This window comes from Pantoea alfalfae (genome assembly GCF_019880205.1).
In the GTDB taxonomy this organism is placed as follows: Bacteria; Pseudomonadota; Gammaproteobacteria; order Enterobacterales; family Enterobacteriaceae; genus Pantoea; species Pantoea alfalfae.
The window spans coordinates 2,224,158-2,246,045 of sequence record NZ_CP082292.1 but is presented as its reverse complement, the minus strand read 5'-3'; the positions used below and the strand labels follow the sequence as shown (position 1 = coordinate 2,246,045).

The 21,888-nt window shown below is 54.8% G+C and carries 26 protein-coding genes; 11 read left to right on the top strand and 15 right to left on the bottom strand.

From position 1 onward, the window contains the following. The first annotated feature begins 93 nt into the window (after positions 1 to 93). A complete protein-coding gene (locus K6R05_RS10465) occupies positions 94 to 756 on the top strand; it encodes a riboflavin synthase subunit alpha (RefSeq protein ID WP_222924104.1) in 663 nt (220 codons plus the stop codon). 339 nt (positions 757 to 1,095) lie between these two features. On the opposite strand, the gene cfa is transcribed toward K6R05_RS10465, so the two are convergent. Beyond that, positions 1,096 to 2,244 carry a cyclopropane fatty acyl phospholipid synthase gene (gene cfa, locus K6R05_RS10460; protein ID WP_161736475.1) on the bottom strand — a complete coding sequence of 383 codons (1,149 nt, stop codon included), beginning with the start codon at positions 2,242 to 2,244 and terminating at the stop codon, positions 1,096 to 1,098. Between the two features lie 310 nt (positions 2,245 to 2,554). Then, complete coding sequence (gene punC / locus K6R05_RS10455; protein ID WP_161736476.1) at positions 2,555 to 3,757, bottom strand: purine nucleoside transporter PunC; 1,203 nt, start codon at positions 3,755 to 3,757, stop codon at positions 2,555 to 2,557. 107 nt (positions 3,758 to 3,864) lie between these two features. On the opposite strand from punC, the gene punR reads away from it, so the two are divergent. Beyond that, positions 3,865 to 4,770, top strand: a complete 906-nt coding sequence (gene punR, locus K6R05_RS10450; protein WP_222924103.1) for a DNA-binding transcriptional activator PunR — start codon at positions 3,865 to 3,867, stop codon at positions 4,768 to 4,770. Here the strand turns inward: punR and purR are convergent. Next, the gene (purR, locus tag K6R05_RS10445; RefSeq protein ID WP_013357708.1) at positions 4,767 to 5,792 is read right to left on the bottom strand and encodes an HTH-type transcriptional repressor PurR; all 1,026 of its coding nucleotides are present in this window, start codon (positions 5,790 to 5,792) and stop codon (positions 4,767 to 4,769) included. The genes punR and purR overlap by 4 nt on opposite strands. A gap of 281 nt (positions 5,793 to 6,073) precedes the next feature. Between purR and cydH the strand changes: the two genes are divergently transcribed. Continuing rightward, positions 6,074 to 6,163 carry a cytochrome bd-I oxidase subunit CydH gene (cydH, locus tag K6R05_RS10440; RefSeq protein ID WP_095707274.1) on the top strand — a complete coding sequence of 30 codons (90 nt, stop codon included), beginning with the start codon at positions 6,074 to 6,076 and terminating at the stop codon, positions 6,161 to 6,163. Between the two features lie 47 nt (positions 6,164 to 6,210). Here the strand turns inward: cydH and K6R05_RS10435 are convergent, their stop codons facing one another. Continuing rightward, positions 6,211 to 7,020: a C40 family peptidase gene (locus tag K6R05_RS10435; RefSeq protein ID WP_161736478.1), complete on the bottom strand. Its 810-nt coding sequence runs from the start codon at positions 7,018 to 7,020 to the stop codon at positions 6,211 to 6,213. Positions 7,021 to 7,384: 364 nt separating this feature from the next. Between K6R05_RS10435 and K6R05_RS10430 the strand changes: the two genes are divergently transcribed. After that, a complete protein-coding gene (locus K6R05_RS10430; protein WP_170933470.1) occupies positions 7,385 to 7,720 on the top strand; it encodes a Grx4 family monothiol glutaredoxin in 336 nt (111 codons plus the stop codon). 43 nt (positions 7,721 to 7,763) lie between these two features. On the opposite strand, the gene rnt is transcribed toward K6R05_RS10430, so the two are convergent. The 4 genes from rnt to K6R05_RS10410 form a co-directional block, all read right to left on the bottom strand. Then, a complete protein-coding gene (gene rnt, locus K6R05_RS10425) occupies positions 7,764 to 8,432 on the bottom strand; it encodes a ribonuclease T (RefSeq protein ID WP_161732548.1) in 669 nt (222 codons plus the stop codon). A 120-nt stretch (positions 8,433 to 8,552) separates the two neighbouring features. Beyond that, positions 8,553 to 8,960, bottom strand: coding sequence for a lactoylglutathione lyase (gene gloA, locus K6R05_RS10420; RefSeq protein ID WP_008926200.1), 408 nt, complete (start codon positions 8,958 to 8,960; stop codon positions 8,553 to 8,555). A 116-nt stretch (positions 8,961 to 9,076) separates the two neighbouring features. Further along, positions 9,077 to 10,174, bottom strand: a complete 1,098-nt coding sequence (locus K6R05_RS10415; RefSeq protein WP_161732546.1) for an alkene reductase — start codon at positions 10,172 to 10,174, stop codon at positions 9,077 to 9,079. 50 nt (positions 10,175 to 10,224) lie between these two features. After that, a complete protein-coding gene (locus tag K6R05_RS10410) occupies positions 10,225 to 10,821 on the bottom strand; it encodes a TetR/AcrR family transcriptional regulator (protein ID WP_222924102.1) in 597 nt (198 codons plus the stop codon). Positions 10,822 to 10,995: 174 nt separating this feature from the next. On the opposite strand from K6R05_RS10410, the gene K6R05_RS10405 reads away from it, so the two are divergent. From K6R05_RS10405 to K6R05_RS10390, 4 genes are all read left to right on the top strand, one after another. After that, entirely contained in the window at positions 10,996 to 11,235 is a 240-nt protein-coding gene (locus K6R05_RS10405) for a DUF1289 domain-containing protein (RefSeq protein WP_107320176.1), read from the top strand. 68 nt (positions 11,236 to 11,303) lie between these two features. Then, positions 11,304 to 12,200 (top strand): aldo/keto reductase, encoded by an 897-nt coding sequence (locus K6R05_RS10400; protein WP_161732542.1) that lies wholly within the window; start codon positions 11,304 to 11,306, stop codon positions 12,198 to 12,200. An 84-nt stretch (positions 12,201 to 12,284) separates the two neighbouring features. Continuing rightward, positions 12,285 to 12,803 (top strand): superoxide dismutase family protein, encoded by a 519-nt coding sequence (gene sodC, locus K6R05_RS10395; RefSeq protein WP_161732540.1) that lies wholly within the window; start codon positions 12,285 to 12,287, stop codon positions 12,801 to 12,803. Between the two features lie 130 nt (positions 12,804 to 12,933). After that, positions 12,934 to 13,401 (top strand): hypothetical protein, encoded by a 468-nt coding sequence (locus K6R05_RS10390; protein WP_161732538.1) that lies wholly within the window; start codon positions 12,934 to 12,936, stop codon positions 13,399 to 13,401. Here the strand turns inward: K6R05_RS10390 and K6R05_RS10385 are convergent, their stop codons facing one another. From K6R05_RS10385 to K6R05_RS10375, 3 genes are read right to left on the bottom strand one after another with little or no spacing between them, the layout of a single operon-like run. Then, a complete protein-coding gene (locus K6R05_RS10385) occupies positions 13,402 to 15,402 on the bottom strand; it encodes an FUSC family protein (protein WP_222924101.1) in 2,001 nt (666 codons plus the stop codon). Next, a complete protein-coding gene (locus tag K6R05_RS10380; protein WP_222924100.1) occupies positions 15,399 to 16,256 on the bottom strand; it encodes an efflux RND transporter periplasmic adaptor subunit in 858 nt (285 codons plus the stop codon). Before K6R05_RS10380 ends, K6R05_RS10385 begins: the two co-directional genes overlap by 4 nt. Before the next feature lie 5 nt (positions 16,257 to 16,261). Beyond that, positions 16,262 to 16,498, bottom strand: a complete 237-nt coding sequence (locus tag K6R05_RS10375; protein ID WP_013357721.1) for a DUF1656 domain-containing protein — start codon at positions 16,496 to 16,498, stop codon at positions 16,262 to 16,264. 150 nt (positions 16,499 to 16,648) lie between these two features. Between K6R05_RS10375 and slyA the strand changes: the two genes are divergently transcribed. Next, complete coding sequence (gene slyA, locus K6R05_RS10370) at positions 16,649 to 17,086, top strand: transcriptional regulator SlyA (RefSeq protein ID WP_010245551.1); 438 nt, start codon at positions 16,649 to 16,651, stop codon at positions 17,084 to 17,086. Positions 17,087 to 17,126: 40 nt separating this feature from the next. Here slyA and slyB read toward each other — a convergent pair whose 3' ends face one another. After that, the gene (slyB, locus tag K6R05_RS10365; protein WP_161732532.1) at positions 17,127 to 17,594 is read right to left on the bottom strand and encodes an outer membrane lipoprotein SlyB; all 468 of its coding nucleotides are present in this window, start codon (positions 17,592 to 17,594) and stop codon (positions 17,127 to 17,129) included. Between the two features lie 282 nt (positions 17,595 to 17,876). On the opposite strand from slyB, the gene anmK reads away from it, so the two are divergent. After that, positions 17,877 to 18,998 carry an anhydro-N-acetylmuramic acid kinase gene (gene anmK, locus K6R05_RS10360; RefSeq protein WP_222925480.1) on the top strand — a complete coding sequence of 374 codons (1,122 nt, stop codon included), beginning with the start codon at positions 17,877 to 17,879 and terminating at the stop codon, positions 18,996 to 18,998. A 47-nt stretch (positions 18,999 to 19,045) separates the two neighbouring features. Here anmK and K6R05_RS10355 read toward each other — a convergent pair whose 3' ends face one another. The 3 genes from K6R05_RS10355 to K6R05_RS10345 form a co-directional block, all read right to left on the bottom strand. Next, on the bottom strand, positions 19,046 to 19,279 hold the full coding sequence (locus K6R05_RS10355) for a DUF4060 family protein (protein WP_013357724.1): 234 nt from the start codon (positions 19,277 to 19,279) through the stop codon (positions 19,046 to 19,048). 227 nt (positions 19,280 to 19,506) lie between these two features. Continuing rightward, the gene (locus K6R05_RS10350; protein WP_222924099.1) at positions 19,507 to 20,718 is read right to left on the bottom strand and encodes a diguanylate phosphodiesterase; all 1,212 of its coding nucleotides are present in this window, start codon (positions 20,716 to 20,718) and stop codon (positions 19,507 to 19,509) included. A gap of 104 nt (positions 20,719 to 20,822) precedes the next feature. Then, entirely contained in the window at positions 20,823 to 21,344 is a 522-nt protein-coding gene (locus K6R05_RS10345; RefSeq protein WP_222925479.1) for a GNAT family N-acetyltransferase, read from the bottom strand. 224 nt (positions 21,345 to 21,568) lie between these two features. Between K6R05_RS10345 and K6R05_RS10340 the strand changes: the two genes are divergently transcribed. Beyond that, on the top strand, positions 21,569 to 21,865 hold the full coding sequence (locus K6R05_RS10340; protein WP_237566675.1) for a hypothetical protein: 297 nt from the start codon (positions 21,569 to 21,571) through the stop codon (positions 21,863 to 21,865). Positions 21,866 to 21,888: the final 23 nt, after the last annotated feature.

The window sequence follows — 21,888 nt, the reverse complement described above, 5'->3', positions numbered from 1 at the left end:
TTTTGCCACAGATTACAGAGGCGGTGCGGGCTGAATTCTAACAGCCTACCGGAGCTGTGATAAACTAGCGTAAACTTCGCAGAGGCAAAGACTATGTTTACCGGTATTGTGCAGGGCACCGCAGAAATCGTGTCCATTGAAGAAAAAGAACTGTTTCGTACCCACACTGTCCGACTGCCGGAAGAGCTCTTACCGGGCCTGGCGCTGGGCGCATCTGTTGCCCATAACGGTTGCTGTTTAACCGTAACGGCCATTGAAGGCGATTGCGTCAGTTTTGATTTAATTAAAGAGACGCTGCGGGTCACTAACCTTGGCGATTTACGTCAGGGCGATGTGGTTAATATTGAGCGTGCAGCGAAATTCAGCGATGAAATAGGCGGTCATCTGATGTCAGGTCATATTATGACCACCGCTGAAATCTGCAAGATTATCCAGTCAGAACACAATCGCGAAGTCTGGTTTAAAATCCAGGATCCAATGCAGATGAAATATATCCTGCATAAAGGTTTTGTCGGTATCGACGGCATCAGCCTGACGGTAGGCGATGTGACAAAGACTAAATTCTGTGTCTATCTGATCCCGGAAACGCTGGAGCGCACCACTCTGGGCGCGAAGACGTTTGGCGACCGGGTCAATATTGAGATCGATCCGCACACGCAGGCAATCGTAGAGACCGTTGAGCGGGTGTTAGCACAGCGCGATGCCGCGGCGGCAATGAGCATGCTGACCGGCCATTCAGCCTCCGAGAATGAATAAAAGGCGTGTAAGCGCTGCAGGCAGCCAAATCGGTTTTAATCTGTCAGCATTATAAAAGTTCAGGGCGCAGGGAATCAGGTCAGAAGAGGAAAGCGTCTCGCGCTATGGACAAAAACGCCAGGCGTTTTTGAACAACGCAACGTGTTGGCCCGTTAACGGGCGCACCTCAGGGATGAGGTGCGTAATCGCGCGGGCCGAACATGTCAGGGATGACGGGTTTTGCGACTTTCCGATCTGACCCCGTTTCGTGCGCAACGCTCCCTGTTAAAGCAAAACAGACCTTTCTTTTCAGGTCTTCGGCCGGGAAAGCGCCTTCGTAATTACCAGCTTTTATACTCCCTATCGCGCCACCCGTAATCCACCCTCAACACCGCGGCTGAACACAATCTGCCACAGCTGAATATCGCGCGCCCGGAAGGCACCGGCACAGGCATTGAGATAATAGGAGAACATTCGCTTAAAGCGTTCGCCATAGTTGTCGGCCAGCGCCGGCCAGGCCTGCAAAAAGCGCTCATGCCAGGCCATCAACGTTTTGTCGTAATCGGCCCCGAAGTTATGCCAGTCTTCCAGAATAAAATGGGGCTCGCTGGCATCCGCCACGTGACGCACTGAAGGCAGGCAGCCGTTAGGGAAGATATATTTGTCAATCCAGGGATCGACGCTCATATCGGTTTTAATCGCGCCAATGGTGTGAAGAAGGAAAATACCATCAGGTTTTAAATTACGATCAACCACATCAAAATAGGTGGCGTAATTCTTTGGCCCGACATGCTCGAACATGCCTACTGAAACGATGCGATCAAACTGCTCATTCAGATCGCGATAATCCTGCAACAGAATCGTGACATCTAATCCGCTACAGCGCTGCTGCGCCAGTTTCTGTTGTTCGGCGGAAATCGTCACGCCATGCACTTTAACGCCATAATGACGTGCGGCAAATTCCGCAAGTCCGCCCCAGCCACAGCCGATATCCAGCAGCGACATTCCCGGTTCCAGCGCTAATTTACGGCAAATCATATCCAGCTTGGCTTCCTGCGCCGTCGCCAGGGTCGTGGCCTCTTTCCAGTAGCCACAGGAATATTGCATATAGGGGTCAAGCATCAGTGAAAAGAGATCGTTACCCAGGTCGTAATGCTCTTTACCGACAATCCAGGCCCGCTTTTTCGACTGCAGATTGGTTAAGCGGGCAGCGGCGATGCGCAGCGTATCTTTAAAGTGATGCGGGAGTTGCTGATCGAGTTTATGTTTAAGCACCTGATGGAAGAAAATATCCAGCCGGTCGCACTCCCACCACCCATCCATGTAGCTCTCACCGAGCCCAAGCGATCCTTCCTGCAGAACACGCTTAAAAAAGCCGGGATGATTAATATGAATATCCCAGGGACGTGAACCATTAATTTCAATATCCGCTTTTTCCAGCATTTCGTGGACGATGCGATACCAATGGTTTTCTTCAGGGCTCACTGCTTCTGCATAAGATGAACTCATAGCTTTTCCACCACCTGTCCAATCTGAACCTGAACAAAGAGTAGTCAATTTTGTCAGGCATTGAGAAACGGTACGGATGATTCCGCACACCGGTTGACTGTGTGATACAGAGGACTGGAATAGCCTGCAGCAGGTCGGTCAGGCTAAGAATAACGCGCGCGAATACCGTCCCGGCAACAGGGTGCCAATCAGATTATTACGTTAGTATATTATTGATTTATTACAGGTTTGTTGACCCGAATGAGTATATTCTCACGCGGGTCAATATTCAATGACTTATTGTTAGGATGCTAACGAAAAAGTCAATGTGTCACTGGTTATCCTGGCAGGCAGGTTGCGGAGAGGCAACAACAGATTGTGCGCTTGCGGTACGCTGCATGGCGTAACCGAGTAGCGCCAGCAGAATCGTTACCGTCATTATCAGCGTAGTGGTAAACAGCGCCTGGGTTAATCCGGCAGAGACTGCCAGGCTTGCAGCGAAGCAGAGTCCGAGTTGTAAGGTGTTCTGCAATGCGGCCGCTTTACCGGTGGCGTGCGGGAAGGGCGTCAGCGCACTGGAAACCACAATCGGATAAATTGCGCCGTTAGCCAGCGCCATCCCACAGAACGGCACCATCAGGCTCACCAGCGTACTGTTGCCTGCAAGTGCAACAGCAAACAGCGCCAGAATGCTCAGGCTGTAGACGCCTAACAGCCAGGGGAGCAGCTGTGCGCCGTTAAAGCGGTTGAGCAGGGCGCGACAGCCAAATCCACCGATTAAAAAGGCGAGGGTCTGGGGTACATAACTCAGGCCGATATCGGCGGGCGAGAGACCCAGATCCGCCAGAATGAACGGCGATCCGGTCAGCCAGGCAAAGAAGCTGGCAGAACAGGCAGAGTAGATCAGCACGTTGCCGCTGTAGACCCGGGATTTCAGCAGGGTGAGAAAGCCGGGCTGTGCTCCTTTTTCGCGTGCTTCCGGGCGTACTGTGGGCAGACGCAGGGTGGTCAGAATCAACGCCACCGCAATCAGTGTCAGCACCAGAAAAATCGAACGCCAGTGGAAGTGACCGATCAGCCAGGCACCCAGCAACGGGGCCAGCGCCGGGGAGAGCGCAACCAGCGGCATAATCGTTGCAAAGACTTTGTTGGCGCGCGCGGCGGGGTAGCGATCCACCACCAATGCCTGCCAGCTCACGGCGGCAGCACAGACGCCAATGGCCTGCACAAAGCGCAGCGCCAGCATCAGAGTAATATCATTCACCCACAGCATGCCCGCACAGCCGACGCCAAACAGGGTCAGTCCGGCCAGCAGCACCGGCTTACGGCCGATGCGGTCGGAGAGCGGTCCCCAGAAAAGCTGACCCACGGCAAAGCCTCCCAGAAAGAGGCTCATACTGGCGCTAATCAGGCCGGGCGAGGTATTAAAGGTGTGCTGCATCGCACCAAAGGCGGGCAGATACATGTCAGTGGCTAAAAAGCCGAGCATGCTCAGCAGGGCAAGATAGGGCATAAATCCTTTATTCGACAGCATCTCATTCTCATTTTTGCAGGATAAACGCGGCAGAGTGTAAAAGGTGCGTTTGCCGCTGTGAAACGGTAATATTTGCCGGTTGCTGTTAAAATTTTTGAAGGCAGATTATGTGGTCAGAATATGCATTAGAGGTCGTTGACGCGGTTGCCCGAGGGGGCAGCTTCAGCGCAGCCGCGCAGGAGCTGCATCGGGTACCTTCTGCCATCAGCTATACAGTGCGTCAGCTGGAAAACTGGCTGGCGGTGCCGCTGTTCGAACGCCAGCATCGTGAAGTGGTGCTGACGCCAGCAGGCGAACATTTTGTCCGGGAAGGGCGCAGCGTCATCAAAAAAATGCTTGCTACACGGCGGCAGTGTCAGCAGCTGGCCAATGGCTGGCGCGGGCAGCTCAGCATTGCCGTTGACCGTATCGCCAAACCTCAGCGCACCCGGCAGCTGGTCAAAGATTTCTATCGCCACTTCCCCGATATGGAGCTGATCATCAGCTATGAAGTTTTTAATGGTGTCTGGGATGCGCTGGCCGATGGCCGGGTAGAAGTTGCGATTGGGGCCACACAGGCAATTCCGGTGGGCGGACGGTTTGCGTTTCGCGATATGGGTACGCTCAACTGGCGCTGCGTGGTCGCGCCCGATCATCCGCTGACGCAGGCGAGCCAGATAGATGACGACACGCTGCGTAGCTGGCCGTCCCTGGTGCTGGAAGATACATCACGCGCACTGCCGCGTCGTATGACATGGACGCTGGATAACCAGCGCAGGCTGGTGGTGCCGGAGTGGCAAACCGGACTGGAATGCGTGCAGGCGGGCTTGTGCGTGGCGATGGTGCCGGGGCATCTGGCCAGGCCACTGCTCGACAGTGGCGAGCTGGTGGAGCTAACGCTTCCGGTAGCATTTCCGGACAGCCCCTGCTGCGTTAGCTGGGCCGAGGATCGCGCATCACCGGCGACAGGCTGGTTGCTCAGCTATCTGGGTGATACGCAAACGCTTAATCAGGAGTGGTTAAGCGAGGATTAGCGGCGATAGTCGCGGAACGGACCATCGGCCACTGAACGGCGCTCAATCAGCGTCGGATGGACTTCAATCGTTTGTGACACTTCGCGCTTACTGGTGATGCGGTCGAGCAGCATATCCAGCGCCTTCTCACCCAACTGGGCTTTAGGCTGATGCACCGTGGTCAGGGCAGGGGCGAAATAGCGTGCGTTGCGCACATTGTCATAACCGATTACCGAAATATCCTGCGGCACGCGCAGACCCATCTCGTCGGCGGCGCAAATGGCCCCCATCGCCATGATGTCGCCGCCGCAGAAGACGGCGGTCGGGCGCTGCTTTTGCGACAGGATCTGCTGCATCGCCTGATAACCCGACTCTGGCTCAAAGTCACCCTGCACAATCCACTCCGCGCGCGGCTGAATTCCCGCTTCTTCCAGTGCCTTCAGGAAACCGGCATGGCGTCCGCCGCCGGTATTGCGCTCCATCTGACCCGGAATGGCACCGATATCGCGGTGTCCGCGTTCAATCAGATAGCGTCCCGCCAGATAGCCGCCCTGGAAGGCATTATCGAGAACCGTATCGGTAAAGTCGGCGCGCGATTCGCCCCAGTCCATCACCACCATCGGGATATTGCGGTTCTCTTCCAGCATCTGCAGCAGATCGTCCGGATACTCAGAGCACATCACCAGCAGGCCATCGACACGCTTCTGCGCCATCATGCTGAGGTAGGCGCGCTGTTTTTGCAGGTCGTTATGCGCATTACCCAGAATCAGCGTATAGCCTTTATCAAAACAGTGATTTTCAACCGCCTCAATAATTTCAGCGAAATAGGGCGCTTCGCTGGAGGTGGCAAGCAGACCCAGCGTCTTGGTGTGGTTTACTTTCAGACTGCGTGCTACAGCGCTCGGCGAGTAGTGCAATTCTTTAATTGCCTGCCAGACCGCCTCGCGCGTCTCTTCAGCGACAAAGCGGGTTTTATTGATGACGTGCGAAACGGTGGTCGTTGAGACGCCAGCGCGTTTCGCCACATCTTTAATTGTTGCCATGAAAATCGGACTCCAGTCCTTACCTAACTCTATGATAAGCGTAATGTTAAACGTTTGCGTCTGCTCAGGGTTTTTTCCGCAAAAATGCGGCTTTTCTGGCCGGTAAACAGGCTTCTGGCGGAGAAAAAACGCCTCAAAAGATGCGCAAACGGAATCAGGGTTGCACGCGTTGCGCAACAAAGGCGAGATTCTAACAAGGCTGAACGGATAAAACGAGATTTTTACCGGACCCTGTGGGAAAATGCCATATCCCTACAAAGTGTGTGACTAAGGAGCAAACAATGAGTACCGATCTTAAACTGGCGTTAATGACCACTGTCGGCTGTCTGCTGATGATTGTGGCTTTCAGTTTTACCGCCATTCTGCACTAATAAAAAAAGCCGGGATTATCCCGGCTTTTTTCGGACTGTAGTGCTGCTCAGCGAATGGTTTTCGGCGTCATCACCCGACGGGCACCAATATAGTGGCGCTGCCAGTAATCTTCGCCTAATGCACTGATCTGAATATCTTTGCCGGTACGTGGCGACTGAATAAACTTGCCATCGCCCAGGTAAACGCCGACGTGGTCCGCCGTACCGCGACCGTTAATGCGGAAGAAGACCAGATCGCCTTTCTCAAGCGATTCACGCTTAATCGGTGCTGCGTCACGCAGGTGATACATCTCGTTAGCGGTACGCGGGATCTTAAACTTCACCAGATCTTTATAGGCATACCAGACCAGACCGCTGCAATCGAAACCAGTATGTGGTGAGGTGCCGCCCCACTGATACGGTTTACCCAGCTGTCCCATCAGCTTCGTCATCGCGGTTTCTCGCGCTTTCTGGTAGCGCTGACGGTGTGATTTGCTCATTTTAATCGTGCCAGGTTCGCTGGTGGTGACCTCAGCGGTTTTCAGCAGGCGCTGATGACCATAGCGTTTTTTTTCTTTATTTTTTTCTTTGCTTTTGCTGATACGGGCGGTTTTAAGCGAGGTCTTCTTAGCAGGCGTCTGTTTAGCAGTGAGTTCGACTTTTTTCTGTTTTTTCGTTTTGAGTTTTTGAACAGGGCTGAGGCGAGTTTTTTTGGTCACCGTTTTTACCTGGCGACGCTTGCGGCGCTCATCATCGCGCGCACTCTTTTTTTCTGCTTTATGCGTACTGACGTTCACCGGCGTGTGCGGGGAAGCAGCAGCGACGTTGAAAAACAGTTGCGCAAAGGCCAGCATGAAAAGCGTAATGATTAAACGCATAGTCCGTTGATTAGTTAAGTTGTCAGGGCCACTACGCACCGCGACAAAGTTGAGATTAATCTGATCCAGGATCAGTGCCCAGGCCATTCTAGTCCAGTTCTTTTAAAAACTGTAATGCCTTTTAATATTAATCTTTGCAACCCATGCAATCGCGCTGAAAATGAACATTTTCAGCATCTTATCTCAACGAAATTATTACGAATTATTAAACTGTTACCAGCTGTTAATAATCAGGCATTCAGGCGTCCCGAGGCGGAACTTAACAATGATGGCGATTTAATCGGACAGCGGTAAAATCTCGTTTTCAGTCACGCTGCGAAGTCGCTACAATAAACAAACACGAAGTAACGAATTAAGGAAGGCAATTATGAGTACTGTAGAAAAAATTCAGCGCCAGATCGCAGAAAACCCGATCCTGCTGTACATGAAAGGTTCCCCGAAACTGCCAAGCTGCGGTTTCTCTGCACAGGCGGTGCAGGCGCTGTCAGCCTGCGGTGAGCGTTTTGCTTACGTGGATATTCTGCAGAACCCGGACATTCGTGCCGAGATGCCGAAATTCGCTAACTGGCCGACCTTTCCGCAGCTGTGGGTCGATGGTGAGCTGGTTGGTGGATGCGATATCATCGTTGAGATGTTACAACGTGGTGAGCTGCAGACACTGATCAAAGAGACTGCAGAAAAGTTTAAAGAAGCAGAATAAAAAAAGGCCGACATCATGTCGGCCTTTTTCATTGTGGCATCCCTTATGCGGAGGCGCAGGCGTCTGCGTCGCCCTCGGCGAAGGGCAGTGGCCAGCCGCCCAACCGTTTCCAGCGGTTTACCAGCTCGCAGAACAGTGTCGCTGTCTGCTGAGTGTCATAGAGCGCAGAATGCGCCTGCGTACTGTCAAACTCCATTCCCGCCGCAATACAGGCTTTCGCCAGCACCGTCTGACCCAGCACCAGTCCGCTCAGGGCCGCAGTATCAAAGGTGGCAAACGGGTGAAACGGGTTGCGCTTCAGGCTGGCACGTTCTGCTGCCGCCGACATGAAATTCAGATCAAACGTGGCATTGTGCGCCACCATAATGGCGCGATTGCAGCCGCTGTCTTTAATGCCCTTGCGGACCATTTTGAAAATGGCATGCAGTGCTTCATATTCACTGACTGCGCCGCGCAGCGGATTACTCGGATCGATACCGGTAAAGGCCAGCGCTTCCGGATGCAAAAGCGAGCCGACAAAGGGTTCGACGTTGAAATGCAGCGTCTGATCAATCTGAATCCATCCCTCTTCATCCATTTTCAGCGTGATAGCGGCAATCTCCAGTAACGCATCGGTTTGCGCATTGAAACCCGCGGTTTCAACGTCGATCACCACCGGATAGAAGCCACGGAAACGTTGATTGAGTGCATTAGGGGAATTCGATTCAGACATCAGGATCTCGTTGCAGAAAAAGGGCAGCGCGTATTATGGCAAAAAACAGGGCCGGGTGCAGCAGATGAAGCGCAGAGAAGGGGATTCAGCCCACCTGATCAGGCAGGCTGAGAGGCAGGTTTAGTTGCCCAGGCCGTTACCGGCATCTTTGTTTTCGATCAGTTCGATTTTGTAGCCATCGGGATCTTCAACAAAGGCAATAATGGTGGAGCCGCCTTTGACCGGGCCCGCTTCACGGGTCACATTGCCGCCATCTTTGCGGATACGTTCGCAGGCTGCTGCTGCGTCATCGACGCCCAGCGCGATATGACCATAAGCATTACCGAGGTCATATTTATCAACGCCCCAGTTGTAGGTCAGCTCGATCACCGCACCTTCGCTTTCGTCGGTGTAGCCCACGAATGCCAGGGTATATTTATATTCGGTGTTTTCACTCTGACGCAGCACGCGCATGCCCAGCACACGGGTGTAGAAATCGATTGAACGTTGCAGATCGCCAACGCGCAGCATGGTATGAAGTAAACGCATAACATCCTCTTTTAAATAAAACGCCATCGCCGGATGACCCAGGCGCTAAGTATAGCGACGAAAATCGCCATTGAATAATGGCTGCCGTCATCGTCCCGGACGGCAGCCCAAACGGATTACAGCGTCGGGTAGTCGATATAACCTTCCGCGCCGCCGCCGTAAAAGCTTTCCGGACGCTGTGGGTTGAGTGGGGCATCCTGCTGGAGACGCTCAACCAGGTCCGGGTTAGCAATGTAATCACGACCAAACGCAACCGCATCGATCAGACCGCGACCAATCAGATCATCTGCTTTCTCAACGGTGTAGGCACCGGCACCAATGATGGCACCCGGGAAGAGATCACGCACTTTCTGACGGAATGCGTCGGTGTAAGGCTGACCACCGGCCCAGTCTGGCTCTGAGAGATGCAGATAGGCGATGTTGCGTTTTGCCAGCTCGCCGATGTACCACAGCGCCGCTTCTTCTTCGTCCGGACCGTTGTCCAGATTCTGGAAGCTGCCGATAGGCGAGACGCGGATACCAATGCGATCGGCAGACCAGTTAGCGATCACCGCATCGACCACTTCCAGCGCAAAGCGACCGCGTTTTTCGATGCTGCCGCCATATTCGTCAGTACGCTGGTTTGAACCCGGCGCCAGGAACTGATGCATCAGGTAGCCATGCGCGGAGTGCAGCTCAAGCAGGTCGAAGTCTGCTTCACGTGCGTTCGCCGCAGCCTGACCAAAATCGGCTACGATCTGCTGGATCTCAGGCACGGTCAGTTCGCGCGGTACAGACGTGTCTTCGCGATAGACGCTGCCATCTTCAGCACGCAGTGACGTACGCGTACCCGCAGCAATGGCTGATGGCGCGACCGGTGCTTTGCCTTCCGGCTGCACGCTGTTATGCGAGATACGGCCGGTGTGCCATAACTGTACTGCGGTGTGACCGCCCGCCTGATGGACACCTTCGTTAATCACTTTCCATGCGGCAATCTGTGGCTGAGTATGCAGGCCTGGCGCACCGGCATAGCCTTTTGCCTGGAAAGAAATCTGGGTTGCTTCGGTGATGATCAGACCGGCGCTGGCGCGCTGACGGTAATACTCCGCCATCATCGGGGTAGGGATGTCGCCTGGCTCAATGCTGCGCAGACGGGTCAGCGGTGCCATAAATACGCGGTTTGGGACGGTAATTGCGCCAACTTTCAGCGGACGAAACAGCTGGGTACTCGCCATAATAGCTCCTGATTAGTAGACCAGTCGTCTACAAACACGTTTTTTAAAAATCAGTGGCTTTTAAGCCACTGTTCGATGGTACTCAGTGCCAGACGCAGTGGCTGCGCCTCGCGGGAAATTTTGCTCTGCAGGCTGGCGCCCAGCCACAGCAGCGACAGCAACTCAGCCATCTGCGCGGGGGGCTGCGGCAGGCTCAGCGACTCCTGCTGCTCTGCGGCAATCAGCGTTCGGGCATAAAGCGCGGTAATCTTTGCTGCACCCTGCTGCAGTGCATCACGCATCGGCTCAGAGAGATCGCACACCTCAGCAGAAACTTTCACGCCCAGACAACCAACGATGTGACCCTGCTGCACAAACAGCTCAACGGCAGCACGAAAATGGTTAAGCAGACGTTCACGCGGCGTGCCGTCTGTCTGGTTGAGCTGTAACTCCACATCCTGCAGGTAACGCACAAAGTAGCGTTCCAGTAACGCCACACCAAACGCTTCTTTAGATCGGAAGTAATAGTAGAAGGACCCTTTCGGCACCGCCGCCTGAGTCAGCAGTTCACTAAGGCCCATTCCGGTAAAGCCGCGTTGCAGACAGAGCTGTTCACCTGTCTGGAGCAGGTGTTCGCGGGTTTCATTGCGTTGTAGCGTCTTATTCATGGCAGAGAGAGTAGTAGACCGGTTGGTCTAATGCAACGCGGCACCGGGCATTTGGCACAGAGTGTTCATGCACCCGCTAAAGAAAAGGATAATTCTGACGGGGCATGGCTTAATTCCTGCGCAACCAGGCTACGCTTTTTACTGGACTGTTTATTCTGTGAATCCGGAGTCATGGTGGCCGAGCAGCTTGAGTTTTTCCCGGTTCCCAGCCCCTGTCGCGGCATCTGCCAGACGGATGCGCGCGGCTACTGCCTGGGATGTTTACGCAGCCGCGATGAGCGGTTCAACTGGCTGCGCTTCAGCGATGCGCAAAAGCGGGAGGTCATTCGTCTCTGTCAGCAGCGTCGTCTGCGCCTGCAGCGGCAGCAGAAAGGTGAGGAGCCACCTGAGCCACAACAGCCGGAGTTATTCTGACGACTTTCCGCTTTCCGTTATACTCTCTGACACATTAATTACAGCCAACGCGCAACAGGGAGAACGCCATGTTAGAACCGCAGGCCATCGCTTTACAGGGCCCCGATTTTTCACCGCTGGTTATGGGGTACTGGCGTCTGATGGAGTGGGGCATGTCGCCGCAGGAGCGGGTTGCGTTTATTGAGCACCATCTGAGGCTCGGCATTACTACCGTTGATCATGCGGACATTTACGGCGACTACCAATGTGAGGCGGCTTTTGGTGAGGCGCTGAAGCTGGCTTCCGGACTGCGCGATCAGCTTCAGATTGTGACCAAGTGCGGCATCGCTACCCGCGCCCGGCCTGAACATCAGATTGGGCACTACATTACCGACAAAAATCATATCCTGCAGAGTGCTGAAAACTCACTGCGTCATTTCCATACCGATCGTCTCGACCTGCTGCTGATCCATCGCCCCGATCCGCTGATGTCGGCCGATGAAGTGGCCGAAGCCTTTATGGCACTTCATCAAAGCGGCAAAGTGCTGCATTTTGGCGTCTCGAATTTCACGCCATCCCAGTTTTCACTGCTGCAATCCCGTTTGCCGTTCTCGCTGGTCACGAATCAGCTGGAGATTTCACCCGTCCAGCAAAGCGTGCTGCTGGATGGTTCGCTGGATCAGTGCCAGCAATTGCGCATTCGTCCGATGGCCTGGTCCTGTCTCGGCGGCGGACGCCTGTTTAACGATCCTCACTTCCAGCCACTGCGTAATGAACTGGAGGTGGTGCGGCAGGAAACCGGTGCGACCAGTCTGGAACAGGTGGTTTATGCCTGGATACTGATGCTGCCGTCGCAACCGCTGCCCATCATTGGTTCAGGCAAAGCGGCGCGGGTCAGCGAAGCCGCCGGGTCACTGAATTTGTCCCTGTCCCGGCAGCAGTGGTTCCGTATTCGAAAAGCGGCGCTGGGATTTGATGTGCCCTGAAGCGTAAAACTGCGTCAATCTTCGGCAAAATAGTGCAACAGCGGCCAGACTTATCTCAAACCCTGGGATACAAATGGAGTCACCATGAAAATGAAAGCAGTTGCGCTTTTTGCCCTAATTGCCTGCGGCTCAGCACAGGCTGCCAGCGAGCAGGTTACAATCCATCAGGTTACCGCTGAAGGAACAGGAAAATCGCTGGGCACCGTTAAGATTGACGAGACCCAGTATGGTCTGCAGTTTACGCCGGAACTGCAGGGACTGAAGCCGGGCATTCACGGTTTTCATGTCCATGCTAAAGGCAGCTGTGAGCCAGGCGAATCTGAAGGCAAAGTGGTCGCTGCCGGTGCGGCAGGCGGTCACCTTGATCCGGCTAACAGCGGCAAACATCTGGGGCCCTATGCTGAAGGGCATCTGGGCGACCTGCCCGCGATTTATGTCGATGAGAAAGGCAACGCCTCCTATCCGGTACTGGCACCACGGCTGAAGTCGTTGAAAGAGATCAAGGGTAAAGCGCTGATGGTGCATGCTGGCGGGGATAATCATGCCGATCATCCTGCCCCGCTGGGCGGCGGCGGAGCTCGTTATGCCTGCGGCGTTATCTGAATTTCCGGGCGGCAGGCGATAGCCGCCCTTTTTTATCCCGCCTGTTTATGAATTGTTATACCATCCCTGACATTTCCCCCCTATGATATTGATTCAGGTAAGAAAGCGTGATGGGGAAAGGAGCAGGAAAATGAAATTCAAGGGCGCATTACTGCTGTGTCTGCTGCTGGTGGGATGCGATAAACCCAATGATACGCAACTGGTCACTGAAACCGGACGGGAGCTTCAGCGCACCATCGATACCAGTCCGATGCGGGTCACCTGTGAAAAGATTGCTAAAGGTCGTGAATGGCTCAGCCGCCACATGGTGCGCAAGCTGGAAGCGCAGGGATGCGATCAGGTCTTTCGCAGCGCAACTGAAACCAATTTTACTGACACCACGATCTATCGCCGCACCATGACTATGGTGTGCGGTGGCATTCATGGTCAGAGTTTCACCGGCACTGAACTGACACGCCGTTTTATCTTTTCACCTGATGAGAAAGCGCTGGTGATTGAACCGATGACCGAGATGGATAAAACCCGTTTTGAGGGCCATAAAACGCTGCAACAGCTGCAGGATGATTTTAACCGGCAACAGCAGCAGTATTGCCAGTAATCACTCCGGCACAGCCTGCTTCAGCTGTGCCAGTGAACAGCGTAACCGCCAGATAATCCCCGCCAGTTCGCTGGCCTCGTTGTTTTTCAGGGCCAGTAACGCGGTAATCGTCGCTTCCAGTTCCGTCAGCATCTGATCCAGCGAAATGTGCCGTACGCCGCGGCTGCTGATAATCTGCTGCAAATTCTGCAGGCTGTTATCGCGAAACGCCATCAGCGTTGCCGAACCGGCGCGCCATTCACGCAACTGCCAGACGATATGCGAGCAGTTAAGCAGCACCACTCCCCAGCGCAGTAACCAGACACGCGCCTGCTCATCCCGGCTGTGACTGAGCTGGCTGATGCGATGGTAAATCTGCGATTCAAAGCGGCTCTCGCTGAGCCGTGGCCGTTGCCGCAGTTGATCGAGAAATGCCAGCCGCAGCGCCCGGATATGCCGCCGGCTGCGCCGCGCATCGGAGCTGGGCCGCAAAATCTGAAACGCCAGCCAGGCGAGCAGCACTCCGCAGACTTTGGCGATGTTATCGTTAAAAAAGTCCTGATAATCCCAGGTGGGCGGATTAGTCACCGCGATAAACGAGCCCATAAAGACGATGAACTGTCCCCACATCCCGGCGCGCTGTTTCTGCTGCAGTTTGAAGAGTTGCAGCGTCACCAGCAGCGGAAACAGAAACAGTAAAAACGGCCATAGCTGACCGATCTGCACCATCAGGCCAAACTTCATCACAAAACTAAATGCAAACAGCCACAGCAGCGTTTTCAGCAGCAGCGTGACGCTGCCGCCGGGTGAAGGGGCAGAGGCATAGAGCACGCAGGCAATAGCGGTCAGGGTAAGCGCCGAGGCCCCGGAAGACCATTGCGTATTAATCCAGAAGGCGCAGCCCAGTACAATCGCACAGAAGGTGCGCAGGGCGCTCCAGCCCGCTTCGGCACTGTCACTGTCACGCGCCAGCGCCGGAACCGGCGGCGGCTGAAAGCGGGTATCGGCATCGGCGCGATCCAGCAGGCGGATCCAGCGCAGCACGTTGAGGTACATCCAGCAGAAGTAGCGCAGCCGCTGACAAAAGGCGCGCTGCCGGTAGTCCCCCTCTGCCGCAGGCGTCACGCTACGCAGGATTTGCGCCAGACGATATTTATCACACGCCGGTTTCGCCAGCTCCGCCAGCAGTTGCTGCAGCGCCTCAAACAGCGCCTCTGGCGCGTCGGGCCAGTTCAGCAACATGCGGCGCAGGCTGGAGAGCACGCTGGTGAGTCGCAACTGCTGGTGCAGCACATAGTTCAGGACGTTGTTCTGTCGGCGAAAGCGGTAGTGGCTCCAGAACGCCTGAATCCGCAGCAGGTTCATGGTCAGGATCTGGCTGATGACGTTTTCATGTGCGGTGCGAATGGTGTCGCTGGTCGAGGGCTGCAGCAGTAACACCGCATGTTCCAGCAATCGCGCATGCATCTGTTTCAGGGAGGTAATCAGCGTTTCGCCATCGGAGGTGCTCGGCAGCACCATCATCATCAATCCAGCGCAAAGAATACCGGAGATCACCTCACAAACACGTGCCTGGGCGATCGTCCACAGTGAGGTGATATCAGTGATATTGACGCTGCTGAAGGCGATAATAGCGGCGGTGTAGCCCGCCAGCGAAAAGGCGTAGGCAACGTTGTTCTGGTGGTGGTTTGCAATGCCAGTGCACAACGCCAGCCAGCCGGCAATCGCAAAGGTAAACAGCCAGGGTTCATTCAGGGTATGTCCGGCAATCAGCAGCGCGGCGCTCGCCCCAAGCAGACTGCCAACGATGCGGCCAAGACTTTTACTGATTGCGCCGCCAACGGTAGGAAAGCTGATTACCGCAGCAGAGGTCATTGCCCAGTAAGGTTCATCAAGATCCAGGCCATAGGCGATGCTCAGCGCCAGACACATCGCGATAGCATTCCGCAACGCATAGCGCCACTGACCGGCATTCGCCTTAATCCAGGGCAGTTGATCCCAGGCCAGCCACTGAACATTCATGGCTGGATGGTGATGGTGCAGCTGGTGCCTGCCACCAGATTGGCATCAACCGGTAGCGTATCGAGACGAATGCGCACCGGCACCCGCTGCGCCAGCCGTACCCAGGGCACATTGGGTTTGATATCGGGCACCAGGCCGCTGTCAGTCTCAATGCTCTGGTCATAGATAGCGCGGCCAATGCTGTCCACCTGGCCCTGCAGCTGCATGCCATTACTGTAAAGCACCACCTGCGCCGCCGCGCCTGTGTGAATATGGCGCAGCTTGGTCTCTTCGAAATAGCCTAAGACGTAGTAAGAGTGGCTGTCGACCAGCGCAAACAGGGGCGATCCCGCTGTCGCATAGTTGCCGGGACGAAGTGTCAGATTCGTGATCCAGCCATCAGTCGGTGCAGTAAGCGTCGTTTGCTGCAGATTCCAGCGCGCCCGCTCCAGCTCCGCCTGCGCGGCTTTGGCACTGGCGGCGGCGGCTTCCGCGCTTAAGCGTGCCGCATCAAGATCCTCGGCGGAGATGATGTTGCGCGGCAGGCTGCTGCGCCGGTGATATTCGTGCTGCGCTTTCGCCAGGTCCGCCTGCGCTTTGCTGAGCTGAGCGGCAGCGTTGTCGAGCGCAATCTGCCATGGCACCGGGTCCAGCGTTAACAGCAGCTGGCCCTGATGCACGAACTGATTGTCTTTGACTTTTAGTTGCGTAATCCGGCCCGACACCTGGGGCGTGATATCCACCAGCTCCGCCCGTACTTTCCCGTCACGCGTCCAGGGCGACTGCATGTAGTAGTTCCACAGCCAGCCAGCAGCCAGCAGCGCCAGCGCAAACACAATCAGCGTTGAGAAATATTTTACCGCGTTAAATTTCATATCGATTATCCGTGACCGATGAGCCAGAGTGCGGCGGTAACGCACAGCACAAACAGAGAGAGATCAAACAGGGTGGGATGCCAGACATCGCCGGAGTAGATCCAGCCGCGCACCAGCGGGTGAATCAGCAGCCAGAAAAAGAAGCCGAGCAGTACCGCTTTAAATATCGGCGGGAAAAAAAGCGAGGCGCCCACGACCAGATCGGTTAGCGGTTTCGCACCTGAAAAAGCAGGAGTGAGCACGTGATAACATCCTTCGTTAACCCAAACGGCAGACTGAACGCGCTGCCGCGTAATCGTAGCCTGGTCCGGGATTTGTAATTTGTCCTGTAAACTCGCAGAATAGTGTAAAATCTGGCTTGATAGCTAGCAAGCTAATTATAAGGAGATGAAATGGATACGCCCCTCGGAACGGATTTATCTCGCCTGGTGCGCATCTGGCGCGCGTTGATTGATCAGCGGCTCAAGCCGCTTGAGCTGACTCAGACTCACTGGGTGACGTTGCATAATATTCATCAACTGCCGCCCGAACAGTCGCAGATTCAGTTAGCCAAGGCGATTGGTATTGAACAGCCTTCTCTGGTGCGGACGCTGGATCAGCTGGAAGAGAAAGGACTGATTACCCGGTCGACCTGCGCCAACGATCGTCGTGCCAAGCGCATTAAGCTCACGCAGCAGGCTGAGCCGATTATCGAACAGGTTGAGAGTGTGATTGATGAGACGCGGGATGACATTCTGTCCGGCATCAGTCGGGAAGAGATCAGTCAGATGGTGACGCTGATCGCCCGGCTTGAGAAAAACATTCTCGAACTTCAGCACAAAGAGAAATAAAAAAACCGACGCCTGCGCGTCGGTTTTTTGTTTTGCAGCCTTAGCGAGGTGAAACCGTCACCTGGCTGCCGTTGGACGCCATCGCTACACGCTGGCCAACGGAGTAACGTGAGGCAGCCTGCTTCTGAACCACCATGATGGTGTTGCCATCATCCTTGCGGATTTCCAGCTCAACGCCATCAGCTTTATTGACTGCGCCCTGTACGCCCTGGCCTGCTACGCCGCCCAGAACCGCACCACCGGCTGTCGCCAGGCTACGTCCGGTACCGCCACCAATGGTGTTACCCAGGAAGCCACCCAGTACCGCACCACCGATTGCACCGATAACGTTGCTCTCATCACCGCCCTGGATTTTCACCGGACGCACAGAGACCAGAGTACCGTACGACACGCTCTGCACCTGCTTCGCTTCACTGGCACTGTAGGTATCACCCGACAGCGTACTGGTATTGCTACAACCTGCCAGCATCGCACCGGCCAGAGCGACCACAATTACACGCTTAATCATTTGAAACTCCTTTAGTCGAGAAGGCGCCACGTTTATCGCTGTATCCTGCACACAGTATAAGACACAAAACTGGCAAATTAATCCCTGTCCGAATAAAACACGGTTGGACGAAGCATAGACTATGTAAGATCAACAATAATTCAATCGTCATTTAAAAATAGTCCCGTAACGTAACTGGTTAGCACGATCGGATAAAAAGAATTTAATCATAGAATTAGCGATCATTATTTGTCAGGCTAGCCGCAGATGAATCGCACTTCCCGCCGGAAGTAAGGAATGGTTATGAAATCAGGACGCTATATCGGGGTAATGTCAGGCACCAGCCTGGATGGCGTGGATGTGGTGCTGGCCGCCATTGATGGGAATATGGTGGCGCAGCAGGCGAGTTACTGCCATCCGATGCCATCTGCACTGCGTCAGGCCATTCTGGGGATTTGCCAGGGACAATCCCTGACGCTGTCACAGCTCGGTCAGCTTGATACCCGCCTCGGCCAGCTGTTTGCAGAAGCCGTGGTGACATTAATGAAGCGCGAGTCGCTGGATGCCAGCGATATCACGGCGATTGGCTGTCATGGTCAGACCGTCTGGCATGAGCCCCAGAGTGACGCGCCGAATACGCTGCAGATTGGTGACAATAACCAGATTGTCGCGGCAACCGGCGTCACCGTGGTGGGCGATTTCCGCCGTCGTGATATGGCGCTGGGCGGGCAGGGCGCGCCGCTGGTGCCCGCTTTTCATCAGGCGCTGCTGATGGATGCCACGGAACGCCGCATGGTGCTGAATATTGGTGGCATCGCCAATCTCTCGCTGCTGATCCCGGGACAGGCGGTACGCGGCTTCGATACCGGTCCCGGCAATATGCTGCTGGACGCCTGGATCTGGCGGAATCAGGGACAGCCGTATGACAAAGATGCGCAGTGGGCGCGCAGCGGCTCGGTGATCCCGGCACTGCTGGAGGCGCTGTTACGTGAACCCTGGTTTGCGTTGCCACCGCCGAAGAGTACCGGGCGCGAACACTTCAACCTGGGCTGGCTGGAGCAGCATCTGCGCTATTTCCCGGGTCAGGCACCGCAGGATGTGCAGGCCACGCTGGTGGAGCTGACCGCCATCACCATCACACAGCAGGTGTTACTCAATGATGGCTGCGATCGTCTGCTGGTGTGCGGCGGCGGCAGTCGCAATCCACTGCTGATGGCGCGGCTGGCGGCGCACCTTCCCGGAACGGAGGTGGCGACCACCGATGCGGCGGGTATCAGTGGTGATGACATGGAAGCGCTGGCGTTTGCCTGGCTGGCATTTCGCACGCTCTCCGGCCTGCCGGGCAATCTGCCTGCGGTGACAGGCGCACGGGAGAAAAGCGTAATTGGCGCAATCTATCCGGCTAACGCTCTCTATCGACGCTAAGCAGGAGTACGGGGGCAAGTTCTGCCCCCTGATGTTACAGGCGGCCGTCAGGCGGCGCCGGAGAGATGCGTCAGATTACGAACCCCGGTGATCACCGTGGCAACCATGGTTTCACGTCGGGTAATCACCTCAACCTGATAAAACCGGCTGCGGTAGGCGATGGAATAGATGATGGGATGGTACTTATTACCTTCTCCGTAGCGGGCGTAGTGCGCTTCGAGCGCACGGGTCGCTGCCAGGATATGGGAGGGTTCTTTATCACCGCGGATGATTTGCTTCATTCAGTTCCTCAAATGCTGTCCCTGGAGTCACGTCGCACGTAATGGCGCGTAGCGCTGGCCTAACACTGAACATCTGACTGCTAAACATTTAATCACTGATGGGGGTTATGACTGACTGTGACGCAGGAAGATGACAGAAAGATGATCCTCCGGCGCTGTTAATTATTTAGCAGCAGCCGGATGATCCAGCAAGGCAGGGAAGCGTAAATTCATCCAAATCGCAGGGGTTAAATCAGCTCCGGCCAGGCGACGGCCGCAACGCCATTCAGTTCAGGCCTAGAGAACAGGAAGCCCTGAAACTGGGTCACGCCCGCCGCTTCAAGCCACATCCACTCTTCCGGTTGTTCTATGCCTTCGGCGATAACGCCAATCTCCAGTGAGGCGCAGCATTTCAGAATGGCATGAATGATTGCCTGTTTGGGCCCACTTTTATGCACGTCAGAGATGATGGCGCGGTCGATCTTAATCTTGTCGGGCTGAATGCGGGTCAGCAGCGACAGCCCGGCAAAACCGGCACCGAAATCATCCAGCGCCAGGCTGATGCCGGCTGCTTTCAGCTGCCTGATGGCGGCTTCAAATGCCTCCGGCTGCGAGATGATTTCATTCTCGGTAAACTCAACCATGACCTGCTCTGGCACCAGTCCCTGGGCCGCAATCTCATTCAGCAAAAAGGGGACGGCGTCGGGCACTTCCACCAGGGTCATCGGCAACAGATTAATCGACAGGGTCATCCCCTTAATCTCCAGCTTCTTCGCCTGAGCAAAGGCGATCTTTTTTGACCGAAGATCGACCTGATAAAGCTCTTCGCGTGTCAGTCGGGCAAAATAGTCGAGCGGCGATTCTCCCTGCGGACCGCGCAGCAGTGCTTCCAGCGAAACGATCTCGCAGGCGAAGGGATCAACAATAGGCTGAAACGCAAAGCTGACTTCATTCGTAGCCACCAGCGCCGCATCGCCTTCGCGCTGCTCTGTCTCGTTACGAATAAACGTCCAGCCGCTGGCGGCAGGGATCTCGAAATAGTTCTCTTTTTCGCGCGCTTCAACAAAGGTGCGCAGGAACTGCAGTGCGCGATCGGCATAGGTCATCTGATATTTCGTGGTGCATTTTTCCAGCACTGACTCCAGCACGGTTTCCTGATCGTGGAGCCGCAGATCGAAGAGCTCCATACCAACATGACCAAAACGTCGCGCCGGGGCGTAATCGCGCAGCAGTTCGACCAGATTATGGTGGCGCGGATCCTGGCAAATCCGGCTATAGACCGCCTTTACTGCCGCCTCCGGACCCTCCAGAAGCTGGAAAAAATGCGTGCCATTGAACAGTAAAATTCCGGTGACATTGGACGATTTGTTGATTTTATTTGCTTTCCGCGCCAAATCATTCAGGGTCTCGAGCTGCACATTTTCAGTGAGGTGGCTGCGATAGATGATTGTCGACAACATAAAGGTTTCCCGACTTTTTTATTTTTTTGTTAAGGCACTTTACCAGAAGCTTCTCCTGGGGAAAACGAGGGCCAGTATGACTTTCTTATTCTTACGCTATTATTTTAATCAACTGGCGGCGTGGTATCGCCGGTTCCCAAAGAACGTTGCATGAAAACGGTATCCAGCCAGCGGCCCTGTTTGAAACCCACCGCACGCAGGATGCCTGTCATCTCAAAACCTGCTGCCTGATGCACGGCAATCGACCCCTGGTTCTCGCTGTCGCCCACGTTGGCGATCATCTGACGAAACCCTGCCTGCTCAGCCCAGGCAATGGCATGCTCTAACAGACGTGAGCCGGCACCACGCTTCTGAAAGCCGGGATCGATATAAATCGAGTCTTCCAGCGTATGCCGGTAGGCGTAGCGCAGGCGATAAGGTGCCAGATAGCAAAATCCACGTACGTCGCCGTCGCTGACAGCAATGAACCACGGCAGCCCCGCCTGTTGAATCTTACGCATTCGCTCGCCCATCTCTGCAGCGTCAGGGGGCACGGTCTCAAATGAGCCGGTGCCGTTAAGGACATGCCAGGCGTAGATCTGCTGAATCGCCGGGATATGGCGTTCATCTGCATCAAAAATTTCCATCATGGGGTTTTGCCCTTATCGTCTGCACCTGTTGGAAAACAACGGTATAGCGGGCGCTCATAGCGCGCAATGTAATTCTCGTGCGCATTAGCAATTTTATTATGGGCGCTTCCTCCAGGACTATTCCTGGCGAAAAAGAGAGACTCATTCCTGCCGGTTGAGTCCCGCTACTGAATGGCGGTTAAGCCTATTCTGAAAACAGCGTTAGCCGGATGATTCATGCCGTGGTTAAGGCTATTATCTGTGCCGTTCCGATAGGGTTAATAATTCACGGGAGGCGCAGCGTGATGCGATTTGTTGATTTTCTGAATAGTAAGCAGGGGCTGCGTGCAGCACGAAATCACTGCTTCGAATTAAATGGGGTTGTGCTGGGCCATTTCACAGCGTTATTCCTGCAGGATAATCAGATTATTTTCACCAAAGATGGTAAGCAGTGTGCGGTGCCATATTATCTGGGGCCCGATGAAGATTTGCTTCAGCAGAAGGTCAATCCACGAATTAAAAATATCCGCGCGATCTGAAAAGCGTCGGTGCTGCCTTTATC

Coding starts and splice junctions, on each gene's coding strand:
- K6R05_RS10465 (WP_222924104.1), top strand. CDS start 94: ATGTTTACCGGTATTGTGCAGGGCACCGCAGAAATCGTGTCCATTGAA.
- cfa (WP_161736475.1), bottom strand. CDS start 2,244: ATGAGTTCATCTTATGCAGAAGCAGTGAGCCCTGAAGAAAACCATTGG.
- punC (WP_161736476.1), bottom strand. CDS start 3,757: ATGCTGTCGAATAAAGGATTTATGCCCTATCTTGCCCTGCTGAGCATG.
- punR (WP_222924103.1), top strand. CDS start 3,865: ATGTGGTCAGAATATGCATTAGAGGTCGTTGACGCGGTTGCCCGAGGG.
- purR (WP_013357708.1), bottom strand. CDS start 5,792: ATGGCAACAATTAAAGATGTGGCGAAACGCGCTGGCGTCTCAACGACC.
- cydH (WP_095707274.1), top strand. CDS start 6,074: ATGAGTACCGATCTTAAACTGGCGTTAATGACCACTGTCGGCTGTCTG.
- K6R05_RS10435 (WP_161736478.1), bottom strand. CDS start 7,020: ATGCGTTTAATCATTACGCTTTTCATGCTGGCCTTTGCGCAACTGTTT.
- rnt (WP_161732548.1), bottom strand. CDS start 8,432: ATGTCTGAATCGAATTCCCCTAATGCACTCAATCAACGTTTCCGTGGC.
- gloA (WP_008926200.1), bottom strand. CDS start 8,960: ATGCGTTTACTTCATACCATGCTGCGCGTTGGCGATCTGCAACGTTCA.
- K6R05_RS10415 (WP_161732546.1), bottom strand. CDS start 10,174: ATGGCGAGTACCCAGCTGTTTCGTCCGCTGAAAGTTGGCGCAATTACC.
- K6R05_RS10410 (WP_222924102.1), bottom strand. CDS start 10,821: ATGAATAAGACGCTACAACGCAATGAAACCCGCGAACACCTGCTCCAG.
- K6R05_RS10400 (WP_161732542.1), top strand. CDS start 11,304: ATGTTAGAACCGCAGGCCATCGCTTTACAGGGCCCCGATTTTTCACCG.
- sodC (WP_161732540.1), top strand. CDS start 12,285: ATGAAAATGAAAGCAGTTGCGCTTTTTGCCCTAATTGCCTGCGGCTCA.
- K6R05_RS10390 (WP_161732538.1), top strand. CDS start 12,934: ATGAAATTCAAGGGCGCATTACTGCTGTGTCTGCTGCTGGTGGGATGC.
- K6R05_RS10385 (WP_222924101.1), bottom strand. CDS start 15,402: ATGAATGTTCAGTGGCTGGCCTGGGATCAACTGCCCTGGATTAAGGCG.
- K6R05_RS10380 (WP_222924100.1), bottom strand. CDS start 16,256: ATGAAATTTAACGCGGTAAAATATTTCTCAACGCTGATTGTGTTTGCG.
- slyA (WP_010245551.1), top strand. CDS start 16,649: ATGGATACGCCCCTCGGAACGGATTTATCTCGCCTGGTGCGCATCTGG.
- slyB (WP_161732532.1), bottom strand. CDS start 17,594: ATGATTAAGCGTGTAATTGTGGTCGCTCTGGCCGGTGCGATGCTGGCA.
- anmK (WP_222925480.1), top strand. CDS start 17,877: ATGAAATCAGGACGCTATATCGGGGTAATGTCAGGCACCAGCCTGGAT.
- K6R05_RS10355 (WP_013357724.1), bottom strand. CDS start 19,279: ATGAAGCAAATCATCCGCGGTGATAAAGAACCCTCCCATATCCTGGCA.
- K6R05_RS10350 (WP_222924099.1), bottom strand. CDS start 20,718: ATGTTGTCGACAATCATCTATCGCAGCCACCTCACTGAAAATGTGCAG.
- K6R05_RS10345 (WP_222925479.1), bottom strand. CDS start 21,344: ATGGAAATTTTTGATGCAGATGAACGCCATATCCCGGCGATTCAGCAG.